Below are 14,121 nucleotides of genomic sequence, written 5' to 3'. Positions count from 1 at the left end.
GGCGGCGTGACCGCCCTATCCGGCCTACAACTCAGCGTAACTGTTGCCCCGCTTTCAGCGTCGCAGCCACGTTTCGTGCGGTCATTCGTACGTTCTCACTCGCATTCTTCAGCGCCTCATCCAGCGAACAAATGGTATAGATGACGCTAAAAACCGCATCCAGCCCATGCTCATGTACGACACCGACATCCGCCGTCAGGCTACCGGCAATGCCGATCACCGGTTTGTTGTAACGCTTTGCGATCTTCGCCACGCCAACCGGAACCTTACCGTGAATAGTCTGGCTATCGATACGCCCTTCCCCCGTCACCACTAAGTCCGCATCCGCAACGCAGGCATCCAGGCGTAACGCATCCGTCACGATCTCAATACCGCGGCGTAGCTGTGCGCCGCAAAACGCATACAGCGCCGCCCCCATACCGCCAGCAGCGCCACCGCCGGCCAGCTCCAGCACATTTACGTCCAGATCGCGCGCGATCAGTTGCGCATAGTGCGTAAGCGCCCGATCAAGACGCGGAATCATCTCCGCCGTCGCCCCCTTTTGTGGACCAAAGACCACTGAGGCTCCTTCTTTACCGGTCAACGGGTTAGTGACGTCGCAGGCCACTTCGATACGGCATCCGGCAAGACGCGGATCTAACTGCGAGATATCAATTCGGGCGAGCGATTCCAGGCCCATCGCGCCATGGGCAATATCTTCATCTTGCGCATCCAGCAACCTTGCGCCCAGCGCCTGCACCATACCAGCACCGCCATCATTGGTGGCGCTACCGCCAATCCCGATGATGATATGTTCCACGCCCGCATCCAGCGCATGACGAATTAGCTCCCCGGTTCCCCAGGAGGTGGTTTTCAGCGGATCGCGTAAATTCGCAGGAACCTGCTCCAGCCCGCTGGCGGCTGCCATTTCAATAAACGCCGAGCGCTCATCGCCGGATAAACCATAAAAAGCCTGAATTGTATTGCCCAAAGGGCCGGTAACATCAACATGCACAAGGTGACCTTGCATTGCGGCAACCATCGCTTCGACCGTTCCCTCACCGCCATCCGCAACCGGGATCTTCACGTATTCCGCCTCAGGCCAAATCTCACGGAATCCCAGTTCAATAGCCGTTGCCACTTCAAGCGCACTCAAACTTTCCTTATAGGAATCCGGTGCGATCACTATTTTCATAAAGCATCCTTACGCATGTTGACTGTGTTAAGCATACACCAGGAGGAAAACCACTCCACTTCATGGGAGCGGTCCCAGTTCGCTTAGCGTACCATGCACGGGCGCTTATTATCAAACTTCCAGTTCGGGATCAGATACTGCATTCCCATCGCATCATCACGTGCACCCAGTCCATGTTGCTGATACAGCTCATGCGCTTTCATCACCTGATCCATATCCAGCTCCACGCCCAGGCCCGGTTTCGCCGGAACCTGCACCATACCGCCCTTGATTGCAAAAGGTTCTTTGGTCAGCCGCTGGTTACCTTCCTGCCAGATCCAGTGGGTATCGATAGCGGTAATTTTCCCAGGCGCTGCCGCCGCGACATGAGTAAACATCGCCAGCGAAATATCAAAGTGGTTGTTAGAGTGAGAACCCCAGGTCAGCCCGAACTCATGACACATCTGCGCCACGCGAACAGAACCCTGCATCGTCCAGAAGTGCGGATCCGCCAGCGGAATATCCACGGACTGCAACGACAGCGTATGCCCCATCTGACGCCAGTCGGTGGCGATCATATTGGTGGCGGTCGGCAGACCGGTAGCACGACGGAACTCCGCCATCACTTCACGACCGGAGAAGCCCTGCTCGGCGCCGCACGGATCTTCCGCATAGGCCAACGATCCTTTCAGGTACTTACCAATTTTAATCGCTTCATTCAGCGACCATGCGCCGTTGGGATCGAGCGTGACGCGCGCCTGTGGAAAGCGTTTCGCCAGCGCGACAATAGACTCCGCTTCTTCTTCCCCGGCCAGTACGCCGCCTTTCAGTTTGAAGTCGTTGAAACCATATTTCTCATACGCGGCTTCCGCCAGACGTACTACCGCATCCGGGGTCATCGCCTCTTCATGACGCAGGCGATACCAATCGCATTTCTCATCCGGCTGGCTTTGATACGGCAGCGGCGTCGCTTTACGGTTGCCAACGAAGAACAGATAACCCAGCATTTCGACTTCGCTACGCTGCTGACCATCGCCCAGCAGAGATGCGACGTTGACGCCCAGATGCTGACCTAACAGATCCAACATCGCCGCTTCGATCCCAGTAACCACATGAATAGTGGTACGTAAATCGAAGGTCTGCAAACCACGGCCACCGGCATCACGATCGGCAAACGTATTGCGTACCGCGTTCAGCACGTTTTTGTACTCACCCAGCGTTTTCCCCACCACCAGCGGAATGGCATCTTCCAGAGTCTGACGAATTTTCTCGCCGCCGGGAATTTCCCCTACCCCGGTATGACCAGAGTTATCTTTAATAATCACAATATTACGTGTGAAGAACGGGGCATGGGCACCGCTCAGGTTCATCAGCATGCTGTCATGGCCTGCAACCGGGATCACCTGCATAGAGGTCACGACGGGGGTAGTAAATTGTGCGCTCATAATTAAATCCTTATTCAAAATTAGTGGCGGCCGAAAACGGGACGTTTACGGTCAAAAGTCCATCCGGGAATCAGATACTGCATTGGGCCTGCGTCATTACGCGCGCCGCCGGGCAGCGCCTTATAGGCCTCATGGGCTATCTGTATCTGATCCCAGTCAAGCTCCACGCCCAAACCGGACGCATCAGGTACCGCAATTTTTCCGTTTTTAATCTCCAGCGGATTTTTGGTCAGACGGCAATCGCCCTCCTGCCAGATCCAGTGGGTGTCGATAGCCGTCGGGTTGCCCGGTGCCGCTGCGCCGACGTGGGTAAACATCGCCAACGAAATATCAAAATGGTTGTTGGAATGGCAGCCCCAGGTCAGGCCCCAGTCATCGCATAACTGTGCCACGCGCACCGCGCCGGAAAGGGTCCAGAAGTGCGGATCGGCCAGCGGAATATCCACAGCGTTCAGCATTACCGCATGGCCCATCTCACGCCAGTTGGTGGCGATCATATTGGTCGCCACCGGCAGGCCGGTCGCACGGCGGAACTCGGCCATCACTTCGCGACCGGAAAAACCCTGTTCGGCACCGCACGGATCTTCGGCATAAGTCAGAACATCGTTCAGCCCTTTACACAGAGAGATGGCTTCATCCAGCAGCCAGGCCCCGTTGGGATCAACCGTAATACGCGCATCCGGGAAGCTTTTTTTCAGCGCGCGTACGGTGTCGATTTCCTGCTCTCCTGGCAGTACGCCGCCTTTGAGTTTGAAATCTTTAAAACCGTAGCGATCCTGCGAGGCTTCCGCCAGACGCACCACCGCATCCGGGGTCATCGCTTGCTGGTGACGCAGGCGGTACCATTCATGGTTGCCCGGCGTGCTTTCCAGATACGGCAGATCGGTCTTCGTGCGATCGCCTACGTAGAACAGATAGCCGAGCACAGTGACCGCATCGCGCTGTTTGCCGGGTCCTAACAGTTCACAGACCGGCACGTTGAGCGCCTTGCCCAGCAGATCGAGCAATGCGGCTTCAAGCGCGGCCACCGCATTAACCCGCAGTTCAAAGGTCCAGGCGCCTTTACCGAAAGTGTCAAAATCAGCGGCCTGGTTGCCTTTATGCACCTGCTGAACCACTTTATTCAGACGCGCGACTTCCTGTCCCAACACCTGTGGGATTGCATCCACCAGCGTCTGATAAATCACTTCACCGCCCGGCGCTTCACCAACCCCGGTATTGCCAGCGTTATCGGTGAGTACCACGATATTGCGGGTAAAGTATGCGTTATGCGCACCGCCAATATTGAGCAGCATGCTGTCATGCCCGGCCACTGGGATGACCTTCATATCGGTAATAACGGGACTCGATTGTGTTGTCATCGTCCTTGTCCTGTGACAGGTTTCAGTTCGATACGTTTAATATCACCCACCAGCACCAGATAGCTGACGACCGCAATCAGCGCATGTACCCCTACGTAAATCAACGCGCCGTTAAACGAGCCGGTAGTGCCCACAATGTAGCCAATGGCAATTGGCGTGACGATGCCGGAAATGTTGCCAAACATATTGAACAGGCCGCCGCTCAGACCGCTGATCTCTTTTGGCGCGGTGTCGGCCATCACCGCCCATCCCAACGCGCCGATGCCTTTGCCGAAGAAGGCCAGCGCCATAAAGCCAATGATCATCCACTCGACGTTGACGTAGTTACAGAACACCATCACCATCGATAGCAGCATCCCCATGACGATTGGCGTTTTACGCGCGATATTCAGTGAACCGGTACGGCGCATCAACCAGTCGGAAATAATGCCGCCGAGCACACCGCCCGCAAATCCGCAAATGGCCGGGACCGAGGCAACAAAACCGGCTTTCAGAATAGACATACCGCGCGCCTGCACCAGATAAACCGGGAACCAGGTGATAAAGAAGTAGGTCAGCGCGTTAATGCAGTATTGGCCGATATAAATACCAATCATCATCCGTGAACCCAGCAGCTGTTTGATCTGCCCCCACTTCACGCTGAACGGTACTTTAGCTTTGGCGGCCGCCTGATCCATATTGATCAGCGCCCCGCCTTCGGCAATGTACTCCAGCTCTTTTTGGTTTACGCCCGGATGCTGGTTTGGTTCATGAATCACCTTTAACCAGATAAAGCTGATAACAATCCCGAGACCACCCATAAAGAAGAACACATGTGACCAACCCACTTCATGGGTCAGCCAACCCATGATTGGTGCGAAGATAACGGTGGCAAAGTATTGCGCCGAGTTAAAGATAGCGACCGCCGTGCCCCTTTCCTGCGCCGGGAACCACGCCGCCACAATACGACTGTTGCCGGGGAAGGAGGGGGCTTCGGCTAACCCCACGAGGAAGCGCAGGGTAAACAGCGCGACGATAATTCCGAAGCCGCTAAAGATATCGACGAAGCCCTGCAGCAGGGTAAACATGGACCAGATAAAAATGGACCAGAAATAAACACGTTTGGAGCCGAAGCGATCGAGCAACCAGCCGCCGGGGATCTGGCCGATGACATACGCCCATGAGAAAGCGGAGAATACATACCCCATGCCTACCGCATCCAGGCCAATGTCTTTGGCCATCTCCGAACCGGCAATGGATAAGGTGGCGCGATCGCCGTAGTTGAAGGATGTGACGATAAACAGCATCACCACTATCCAGTAGCGAGCGTTAGTGCGTTTTTCCGCGCTGCTCGCCGCCTGACTTAATGAACTCATTGTTGCACTCCTGAATCCTGGCTTGCGCCAGTTCATTCTGTACAGCACCTGTAGGGTGATCAGAATGAGAGGTTAGTGTGTGGCAGTTTTGGTACAGCTCAGGGCCGTTTTATTCTGACTCGCTGCCATTCCGGGAACTGACGGGAAAAGTATATGAAGGAGTGCCACTTTCCCTCACCGTGCATGAACACAACATTAGGGAGGCAGTGAGAAGTTGTTTGGGGCATAAGCCCAAAGCAGTGGAAGTTAGTTCACGTAATTGGGGTTTTATTGCCGGGTGGCGGCTTCGCCTGACCCGGCCTACGGTTTTCTAATGAGTGGGGTTGCATGCCCGTGCGGGCGAGGGATTATTTAAGCAAGGTTCCCCAGTTTTCTACCCAGGGATTAGATTCGCTTTCCGGTTCAGGATGCTCGCTGGCATCAATCAGCAGCATTTCACCTACGCGCTGCGCGCTTTGTTCCTGTAACAGCGCATCGAACTGCTTGCCGCCATTGCAAAAATTAACGTAGCTGCTGTCGCCAAGCGCAATGACGCCATAACGCAGATTAGGCTGGAAACCGAGATTATCTTTGATTCCCTGAAACAGCGGCACAATGCTATCCGGCAGATCGCCCTGCCCGGTCGTTGAGGTCACCACCAATGCATATTTATCCTGATAAGCCTGCCAGTCGGTAAGCTCCGGGTCTTCAAATACCGTGGCTTTATGGCCCTGCGCAGTTAAAATCGCCTCGGCCTCTTCGGCAACCAACAGCGCGTTTCCATACATCGTGCCGACAAAAATTCCAATTTCCGCCATAACCTTTATCTCCAGGGACTTAAGAATCTATCTGTTCATCCTGACCTGACAGCCCGCTGAACTCAACCCTTTCATTCTCAGGGAGAAGTCCGCGCCAGCCAAACTGTGATAACGCCTGCATCCAGACCTCATCCAGCCCGGCGCGAATAACCAGCGGTTCGCCAGTAAAGGGATGAGTCAGCTCAAGCTGACTAGCATGCAGCATCAAGCGCTGACAGCCGAAATGCTCTGCGGCGCTGCGGTTTTGCCGTAAATCACCATGCTTGCTGTCGCCAATTATCGGATGGCGCAAGTGAGCCAAATGGCGTCTGAGCTGGTGCTTACGACCGGTCTGAGGCTCCAGCTCCACCAGCCCGTAACGGGTGGTGGGATAGCGCCCGGTCGCCACCGGCATTTCAACCGTCGCCAGACCGCGATAATGGGTGACCGCAGGCTGCGGCTCTTTATCCTCGCGGGCAAATTTATCGGCTATCTTATCCAGCTCTTCCACCAGCGGGTAATCCAGCACGGCGTCGTCCATCAGCCAGCCACGCACAATCGCATGATAGCGTTTCTGCATTTGATGATGTTCAAACTGCTGAGACAGCAAACGCCCGGCTTCGCTGGACAGCCCCATCAGCAGCACGCCGGAGGTCGGTCTGTCGAGCCGGTGGGCGGTAAACACGTGCTGACCAATCTGGTCGCGCACCGTTTGCATCACCACCACTTTCTCATCGCGGTCGAGCCAACTGCGGTGAACCAGCCAACCAGAAGGTTTATTGACCGCAACCAGCCATTCGTCCTGATAGAGGATCTCCAGCATCAGGCGTTATCACTTGTAAATAGCGCATCCAGTTCCTGCAATGCCGTCAGGAGAATGTCGCGTTGCGGGTGATCGGCCGTCAGCGCCATTTCGTAATACGGTGCGATGGCAAAAGCCTGCGGCAGCGGCTGCGCATTATCAAGCAGGCTATGCATGCGGGGAATCAACACCCACTGCAGCCATTCGACCGGCTCCATGGTATCCATACAAAAAGGCTGCGTGCTGGTAAACAAATGCTCCTCTGGCTCGTCCATCCGCCAGTGATGATGTTCACGCAGTAGCGCTTCAAGCGCGTGTAACTGCTGGCGCACACGGTCATGAGTCGTCATGAAATTAACCTCAATGATGAAAAATCTGGCGCGAAGAATAGCACTAGTGAAGAGGAAATAAAAAAAGGGAGCACTGTAAAAACAGTGCTCCCGGTTCGTTTCGCAGCATTCCAGCTACTTTTGGTGCTCCCTGCTCATCCGTGACAACTTTTCCTGTGGTCTTGCGACCTTGTTCATCCTGAACTTTTGCATCCTGCTCACATCACCCCGATGTGAAAACTTCATCCTGAAGTGTCCTGGCCATCCTGACCCGCCGAACATCCTGACCGGCTCTCATTCTCCATCCTGGAGGTGTCCTTTAACGCATCCCGCGCTTTCCGCTTTGCTTCATCCTGAAGCCTGTCCTTGTAACACCATCCTGGTGTGTCCTGCCGAAGAGCCATCATCCTGATGTTCACTTCGTTGTGCGACTCCTTGTCGACAGATATAGAATCGCCTGTTTCGCTTTGTCTTACAAGATACTTACAGACAAACACTTAAGGTAATTTTCATATGAAAGTTGACAATAAAATACTAACAAGTTGAATTGTAAGTAATTAATAGTTTTTCAATTCATTAAGTCTTCACTTATTACCTGGCAATGTCCTACAGGGTTTGTAAGAGATCTCTCACACGATTAAGGGCAAACAGGATTACAGAACTGGCTTAAGTTGAGTGAGGAATTCCGCAAGCGAGGCTGCCAGCACCGTTCGTTGACGGGTTCCCAGCGTTTCTTTGCAAACTTCACCGGACAGGTTGCACACCGAGATGACATCAAGTTCGTTGTCCTGAGTGGCAATGAAAAGCGTAGGCGAGAGCTTGAGTCGCTTTTGCGTAACCAGGTGACCAATCAGGTTTTCCTGAACGCGCCTGAAGTCATCCTCACTCCAGGTTTGCAGCAACGTCAGCTTTTCATTCGCAAACTGCGCGTGCATATCCCCAGCAAACTGGGTGGTGTAAAAAGCGTGAACGGCAGGTTGTATCACAATGTCAAAGGCACGTTCAACCGCATTGACGTTTTTTTCACCTACAAAAGGCTGAGGTTGCCAATAAACCGCATCGTTAGTGGAAGAAATGATGCACGGTGACGGTACACCATACAGCTCTTCGCTGAGCGGCCAGCTGTTGTTTTTGTCATGCCACGCGTCGCAATAACGCGTCGTAAAGGCTGTCAACGCCTGCACTGTCAATTCGTCCACTGATTTCTCTCTTCACAAAAGCCAGGATACACTTGTCGCATAGTGTATCTGGTTTATGACGGTGAAACATGTCTTCTTATGAAAATCATCGGGCGCTTGACGGCCTGACTCTCGGTAAATCAACGGATTATCGGGACAATTACGATGCCAGTCTGTTGCAAGGCGTTCCGCGCAGCCTCAACCGCGACCCGCTGGATTTAAAGGCCGATAATTTGCCTTTCCACGGAGCCGACATCTGGACGCTGTATGAACTGTCATGGCTGAATGCTAACGGCTTACCGCAGGTTGCGGTCGGTCATGTGGAGCTGGATTACACCAGCGTAAATCTGATTGAATCGAAAAGCTTTAAGCTGTACCTGAACAGTTTTAACCAGACGCGTTTTGACTCCTGGGAGGCGGTACGCCAGACGCTGGAAAACGATCTGCGCGCCTGCGCTCAGGGCGATGTCAGCGTGGCGCTATACCGCCTTGACGAACTGGAAGGACAACCGATCGCCCACTTTAACGGCACCTGTATCGATAATCAGGATATCGTCATTGATAACTACCAGTTCAGCACTGAATATCTGGAAAATGCCGTGAGCGGCGAAAAAGCGGTGGAAGAGACGCTGGTCAGCCACCTGCTGAAATCCAACTGTCTGATCACCCACCAGCCCGACTGGGGCTCCATACAAATTCAGTATCGTGGACGCAAAATCGACAGGGAGAAGCTGCTGCGTTATCTGGTCTCCTTCCGCCACCATAATGAATTTCACGAGCAGTGCGTGGAGCGCATTTTCAATGACATTCTGCGCTTCTGCCAGCCGGAGAAACTGAGCGTCTACGCGCGCTACACGCGGCGTGGTGGTCTGGACATTAACCCATGGCGCACCAATACCGATTTCACGCCAGCTACGGGCCGACTGGTACGTCAGTAATCTTTTTTCTCAATTTTGCGTGTCGGATTCCGCGCGCAAGGTTGTGAAAGGCCATCAGCCAGGGCTATTGTAACTACCAGGGAATGACGTTTTGCGTCCCATAAGGAGTCTACTTGATTACACATATTAGCCCACTTGGCTCAATGGACATGTTGTCGCAGCTGGAAGTCGAATTACTTAAACGCACGGCCAGCAGCGACCTGTATCAACTGTTTCGTAACTGTTCACTTGCCGTTCTGAACTCCGGCAGTCTGACCGACAACAGCAAAGAACTGCTGTCCCGCTTTGAAAGTTTCGACATTAACGTGCTGCGCCGCGAACGAGGCGTGAAGCTGGAACTGATTAATCCGCCTGAAGATGCGTTTGTTGATGGGCGCATCATTCGTGCGCTACAAGCCAACCTTTTTGCCGTGCTGCGCGACATTCTGTTCGTCAATGGTCAGATCCATAACGCGGGTCGTTTTCAGCATCTGGATCTCGAAAGTTCGGTGCATATTACCAACCTGGTGTTCTCGATCCTGCGTAACGCCCGGGCGCTACACGTCGGTGAAGCGCCGAACATGGTTGTCTGCTGGGGCGGTCACTCAATCAACGAAAATGAATACCTGTATGCGCGTCGCGTCGGCACCCAGTTGGGCCTGCGTGAGTTGAACATCTGTACCGGCTGCGGTCCGGGAGCGATGGAAGCGCCAATGAAAGGCGCTGCGGTCGGTCACGCCCAGCAGCGTTACAAAGACAGCCGCTTTATTGGTATGACCGAACCGTCAATCATCGCCGCTGAGCCGCCTAACCCGCTGGTTAACGAACTGATCATCATGCCGGACATTGAAAAACGTCTGGAAGCGTTCGTGCGTATCGCCCACGGTATTATCATCTTCCCGGGTGGTGTCGGGACTGCGGAAGAGCTGTTGTATCTGCTGGGGATCCTGATGAACCCGGCTAACAAAGATCAGGTGCTACCGCTGATTTTGACCGGACCAAAAGAGAGTGCCGATTACTTCCGCGTGCTGGACGAATTTATCGTGCACACGCTGGGGGAAGAAGCCCGCCGACACTATCGCATTATCATTGACGATGCGGCGGAAGTTGCGCGTTTGATGAAAAAAGCGATGCCGCTGGTAAAAGAGAACCGTCGCGACACCGGAGATGCCTACAGTTTTAACTGGTCGATTCGTATCGCACCTGATTTGCAGATGCCGTTCGAGCCGTCCCATGAAAACATGGCTAACCTGAAACTGTATCCGGATCAACCCGTTGAAGTTCTGGCGGCCGACCTGCGTCGTGCATTCTCGGGTATTGTGGCCGGTAACGTGAAGGAGGTCGGCATTCGCGCCATCGAAGAGTTTGGCCCGTACAAAATCCACGGTGACCGCGAAATGATGCGTCGCATGGACGATCTCCTGCAGGGCTTCGTTGCGCAGCATCGCATGAAGTTGCCAGGCTCCGCGTACATCCCTTGCTACGAGATCTGCGCCTGACCTTCAACACCCGATAGCAGACGCTACCGCGGTGACAATTTTGTCCATATCAAAGCCGGGTTTGGCGCATGCGCCTCCCGGCTTTTTTTAGTGATACCAGTCACATAGCTCAGACGATTATATAAATACCAATGATATATCGTTAAATATAACGCGCCACGCAAACGATTACCTTTAAAAACCAACCGTCATTTATCTTAGGAAATTATTATTAGTCGCCAAAATCCTCTAAAAACAACAGTTTTTACAGCGCAACGCTCGTATCTTCGCGCCTTCGCTTTCATGAGATATGTCGTTAATGTTAGCCTCTGCGCCCGTAAATTCGCTTTGACTATTTTTTAACAGATTAATGGTCCAAATTTATCCACATAAAAGGTGGATTATTGCATTTGGGATCGCGATCACTGATACATTCATTACTAAAATGTATCTTTCCGCCCGCAAATTATTACGGCGAAAAATTATATAAAAAATCGCTCAACGAATTTCGATTTACAGTCGGGTTCTTTCTCATCGGATTGACCCCAAACCCGACTTTTTAAGCTTCCTCCAGGAGAAATAGATGGAAAACACTCAAACCAGCACTATCGTTACGGGTCAGACCCGCAGCGCATGGCGCAAGACAGATACCATGTGGATGCTGGGCCTTTACGGCACGGCGATTGGCGCGGGTGTATTGTTCCTGCCGATTAACGCAGGTGTAGGCGGTATGATCCCGCTGATCATCATGGCGATCCTTGCCTTCCCGATGACCTTCTTTGCACACCGTGGCCTGACCCGCTTCGTGTTGTCCGGTAAAAATCCGGGTGAAGACATTACTGAAGTTGTAGAAGAACACTTTGGCGTTGGCGCGGGTAAACTGATTACCCTGCTCTACTTCTTCGCTATCTACCCGATTCTGTTGGTTTACAGCGTAGCAATCACCAACACCGTTGAAAGCTTCCTGGCTCACCAGCTGGCGATTACTCCGCCGCCGCGTGCCATTCTGTCTCTGATCCTGATTGTCGGTATGATGACCATCGTGCGCTTCGGTGAGCAGATGATCGTTAAGGCGATGAGCATCCTGGTATTCCCGTTTGTTGCCGCCCTGATGCTGCTGGCGCTGTATCTGATCCCTCAGTGGAGCGGTGCGATTCTGGAAACCATGTCTTTTGACTCTGCGGCAACCACCGGCAACGGCCTGCTGTTGACCCTGTGGCTGGCGATTCCGGTAATGGTGTTCTCCTTTAACCACTCCCCGATCATCTCCTCCTTCGCCGTGGCGAAGCGTGAAGAGTACGGTGATGAAGCTGAGAAGAAATGCTCCAAGATTCTGGCATTCGCTCACATCATGATGGTACTGACCGTTATGTTCTTCGTCTTCAGCTGTGTATTCAGCCTGACTCCGGCAGATCTGGCCGCAGCGAAAGAGCAGAACATCTCTATCCTGTCTTACCTGGCGAACCACTTTAACGCGCCGATTATTGCCTGGATGGCACCGATCATCGCGATGATCGCTATCACCAAATCCTTCCTCGGCCACTACCTGGGCGCACGTGAAGGCTTCAACGGGATGGTGATTAAGTCTCTGCGCGGCAAAGGCAAAACCATCGAAATCAACAAACTGAACAAAATCACTGCGCTGTTCATGCTGGTAACCACCTGGATTGTGGCAACGCTGAACCCGAGCATCCTCGGTATGATTGAGACCCTGGGTGGCCCAATCATCGCGATGATTCTGTTCCTGATGCCGATGTATGCAATTCAGAAAGTACCGGCAATGCGTAAATACAGCGGCCATATCAGCAACGTCTTCGTTGTGATTATGGGCCTGATCGCTATCTCCGCTATTTTCTACTCTCTGTTCAGTTAATTCCCCTGCGCCGCTCCTCGGGGCGGCGCACCTCGATACACAATGGACGCCTCATGATTAGCGTATTCGATATTTTCAAAATCGGCATTGGCCCTTCCAGCTCCCATACTGTTGGCCCGATGAAAGCAGGCAAACAATTCACGGATGACCTGATTGCACGCGGAATTCTCACTGACGTAACCCGCGTAGTGGTTGATGTTTATGGCTCTTTGTCCCTGACGGGCAAAGGTCACCATACCGACATCGCGATTATTATGGGTCTGGCGGGTAATCTGCCGGATACCGTAGACATTGATGCCATCCCGGCCTTTATCCAGGATGTGAACACTCATGGGCGTTTGCTGCTGGCGGACGGTCAACATGAGGTCGAATTCCCGGTCGACAAGTGCATGAATTTCCATACGGACAATCTGTCCCTGCACGAAAACGGGATGCGTATTACCGCACTGGCGGGTGAAAAAGCCATTTACAGCCAGACTTACTATTCCATTGGCGGTGGGTTCATCGTTGATGAAGAACACTTTGGTTTACCGAACAACTCTCCGGTAAACGTACCGTATCCGTATAAATCTGCGGCGGACTTGCAACGTCATTGCCAGGAAACCGGCCTGTCGCTTTCCGGTCTGATGATGCAAAACGAACTGGCGCTGCACAGCAAAGAAGAGCTGGAACAGCACTTTGCCAACGTCTGGGAAGTGATGCGTAGCGGGATTGAGCGCGGTATCACCACCGAAGGTGTATTGCCGGGTAAACTGCGCGTTCCGCGTCGTGCGGCGGCGCTACGTCGTATGTTGGTCAGCAGTGACAAAACCACCACTGACCCGATGGCGGTTGTTGACTGGATCAACATGTTCGCGCTGGCCGTGAACGAAGAAAACGCCGCCGGTGGACGCGTGGTGACTGCGCCAACCAACGGCGCATGCGGGATTGTTCCTGCCGTGCTGGCGTACTACGACAAGTTTATCCGTGAAGTGAACGCTAACTCGCTGGCACGCTACATGCTGGTCGCGAGCGCCATCGGCTCGCTGTACAAGATGAACGCCTCTATCTCTGGCGCCGAAGTCGGCTGTCAGGGTGAAGTCGGCGTAGCCTGCTCCATGGCAGCTGCCGGTCTGGCCGAGCTGCTGGGCGGTAGCCCAACGCAGGTATGCATCGCGGCGGAAATCGGTATGGAACACAACCTGGGTCTGACCTGCGATCCGGTTGCCGGCCAGGTTCAGGTACCGTGCATTGAGCGTAATGCCATTGCTTCGGTTAAAGCAGTAAACGCCGCGCGTATGGCGCTGCGCCGTACCAGTGAACCGCGCGTGTGCCTCGATAAAGTCATCGAGACCATGTACGAAACCGGGAAAGACATGAATGCCAAATACCGCGAAACCTCTCGCGGCGGTCTGGCGATGAAGATTGTCACCTGCGATTAAAGCCCAACTTATCCGGCCTACAGTTCCATTGTC

The 14,121-nt window shown here is 53.5% G+C and carries 12 protein-coding genes; 4 read left to right on the top strand and 8 right to left on the bottom strand.

Annotated elements, in window-relative coordinates:
* Window positions 1–31: 31 nt before the first annotated feature.
* From FDX14_RS10290 to syd, 8 genes are all read right to left on the bottom strand, one after another.
* Complete coding sequence (locus FDX14_RS10290; protein ID WP_137349464.1) at window positions 32–1,174, bottom strand: glycerate kinase; 1,143 nt, start codon at window positions 1,172–1,174, stop codon at window positions 32–34.
* Window positions 1,175–1,257: 83 nt separating this feature from the next.
* The gene (gene gudD / locus FDX14_RS10285) at window positions 1,258–2,598 is read right to left on the bottom strand and encodes a glucarate dehydratase (protein ID WP_137349463.1); all 1,341 of its coding nucleotides are present in this window, start codon (window positions 2,596–2,598) and stop codon (window positions 1,258–1,260) included.
* 20 nt (window positions 2,599–2,618) lie between these two features.
* The gene (locus tag FDX14_RS10280) at window positions 2,619–3,959 is read right to left on the bottom strand and encodes an enolase C-terminal domain-like protein (protein ID WP_137349462.1); all 1,341 of its coding nucleotides are present in this window, start codon (window positions 3,957–3,959) and stop codon (window positions 2,619–2,621) included.
* The gene (gene gudP / locus FDX14_RS10275) at window positions 3,956–5,314 is read right to left on the bottom strand and encodes a galactarate/glucarate/glycerate transporter GudP (protein WP_042310717.1); all 1,359 of its coding nucleotides are present in this window, start codon (window positions 5,312–5,314) and stop codon (window positions 3,956–3,958) included. The genes FDX14_RS10280 and gudP overlap by 4 nt, the downstream gene beginning before the upstream one ends.
* Window positions 5,315–5,661: 347 nt before the next feature.
* The gene (locus tag FDX14_RS10265) at window positions 5,662–6,111 is read right to left on the bottom strand and encodes a flavodoxin (protein WP_042310719.1); all 450 of its coding nucleotides are present in this window, start codon (window positions 6,109–6,111) and stop codon (window positions 5,662–5,664) included.
* A 19-nt stretch (window positions 6,112–6,130) separates the two neighbouring features.
* The gene (gene truC, locus FDX14_RS10260) at window positions 6,131–6,913 is read right to left on the bottom strand and encodes a tRNA pseudouridine(65) synthase TruC (protein WP_042310721.1); all 783 of its coding nucleotides are present in this window, start codon (window positions 6,911–6,913) and stop codon (window positions 6,131–6,133) included.
* Entirely contained in the window at window positions 6,913–7,242 is a 330-nt protein-coding gene (locus tag FDX14_RS10255) for a YqcC family protein (RefSeq protein ID WP_137349461.1), read from the bottom strand. The genes truC and FDX14_RS10255 overlap by 1 nt, the downstream gene beginning before the upstream one ends.
* 632 nt (window positions 7,243–7,874) lie before the next feature.
* Complete coding sequence (syd, locus tag FDX14_RS10250; RefSeq protein ID WP_042310725.1) at window positions 7,875–8,420, bottom strand: SecY-interacting protein; 546 nt, start codon at window positions 8,418–8,420, stop codon at window positions 7,875–7,877.
* Between the two features lie 68 nt (window positions 8,421–8,488).
* Between syd and queF the strand changes: the two genes are divergently transcribed.
* From queF to FDX14_RS10230, 4 genes are all read left to right on the top strand, one after another.
* The gene (gene queF, locus FDX14_RS10245) at window positions 8,489–9,337 is read left to right on the top strand and encodes an NADPH-dependent 7-cyano-7-deazaguanine reductase QueF (RefSeq protein WP_038633229.1); all 849 of its coding nucleotides are present in this window, start codon (window positions 8,489–8,491) and stop codon (window positions 9,335–9,337) included.
* Window positions 9,338–9,450: 113 nt separating this feature from the next.
* Window positions 9,451–10,815 carry a nucleotide 5'-monophosphate nucleosidase PpnN gene (gene ppnN / locus FDX14_RS10240; protein WP_042310728.1) on the top strand — a complete coding sequence of 455 codons (1,365 nt, stop codon included), beginning with the start codon at window positions 9,451–9,453 and terminating at the stop codon, window positions 10,813–10,815.
* Window positions 10,816–11,377: 562 nt separating this feature from the next.
* Window positions 11,378–12,667, top strand: a complete 1,290-nt coding sequence (locus FDX14_RS10235; RefSeq protein WP_042310730.1) for an HAAAP family serine/threonine permease — start codon at window positions 11,378–11,380, stop codon at window positions 12,665–12,667.
* 53 nt (window positions 12,668–12,720) lie between these two features.
* The gene (locus FDX14_RS10230) at window positions 12,721–14,088 is read left to right on the top strand and encodes an L-serine ammonia-lyase (RefSeq protein WP_042310732.1); all 1,368 of its coding nucleotides are present in this window, start codon (window positions 12,721–12,723) and stop codon (window positions 14,086–14,088) included.
* The last annotated feature ends 33 nt before the right edge of the window (window positions 14,089–14,121 follow it).

This window comes from Citrobacter sp. wls710 (genome assembly GCF_005281115.1).
GTDB classification, from domain to species: domain Bacteria; phylum Pseudomonadota; class Gammaproteobacteria; order Enterobacterales; family Enterobacteriaceae; genus Citrobacter; species Citrobacter werkmanii.
Note: the sequence above shows the minus strand (reverse complement) of the source record. Positions and strands in the feature narration are given on the sequence as shown.

Excerpts from the sequence above, each read along its gene's own strand:
- gudD (WP_137349463.1), bottom strand. The coding sequence starts at position 2,598 with ATGAGCGCACAATTTACTACCCCCGTCGTGACCTCTATGCAGGTGATC.
- truC (WP_042310721.1), bottom strand. The coding sequence starts at position 6,913 with ATGCTGGAGATCCTCTATCAGGACGAATGGCTGGTTGCGGTCAATAAA.
- FDX14_RS10255 (WP_137349461.1), bottom strand. The coding sequence starts at position 7,242 with ATGACGACTCATGACCGTGTGCGCCAGCAGTTACACGCGCTTGAAGCG.
- FDX14_RS10235 (WP_042310730.1), top strand. The coding sequence starts at position 11,378 with ATGGAAAACACTCAAACCAGCACTATCGTTACGGGTCAGACCCGCAGC.
- FDX14_RS10230 (WP_042310732.1), top strand. The coding sequence starts at position 12,721 with ATGATTAGCGTATTCGATATTTTCAAAATCGGCATTGGCCCTTCCAGC.
- FDX14_RS10265 (WP_042310719.1), bottom strand. The coding sequence starts at position 6,111 with ATGGCGGAAATTGGAATTTTTGTCGGCACGATGTATGGAAACGCGCTG.
- FDX14_RS10290 (WP_137349464.1), bottom strand. The coding sequence starts at position 1,174 with ATGAAAATAGTGATCGCACCGGATTCCTATAAGGAAAGTTTGAGTGCG.
- FDX14_RS10280 (WP_137349462.1), bottom strand. The coding sequence starts at position 3,959 with ATGACAACACAATCGAGTCCCGTTATTACCGATATGAAGGTCATCCCA.
- gudP (WP_042310717.1), bottom strand. The coding sequence starts at position 5,314 with ATGAGTTCATTAAGTCAGGCGGCGAGCAGCGCGGAAAAACGCACTAAC.
- queF (WP_038633229.1), top strand. The coding sequence starts at position 8,489 with ATGTCTTCTTATGAAAATCATCGGGCGCTTGACGGCCTGACTCTCGGT.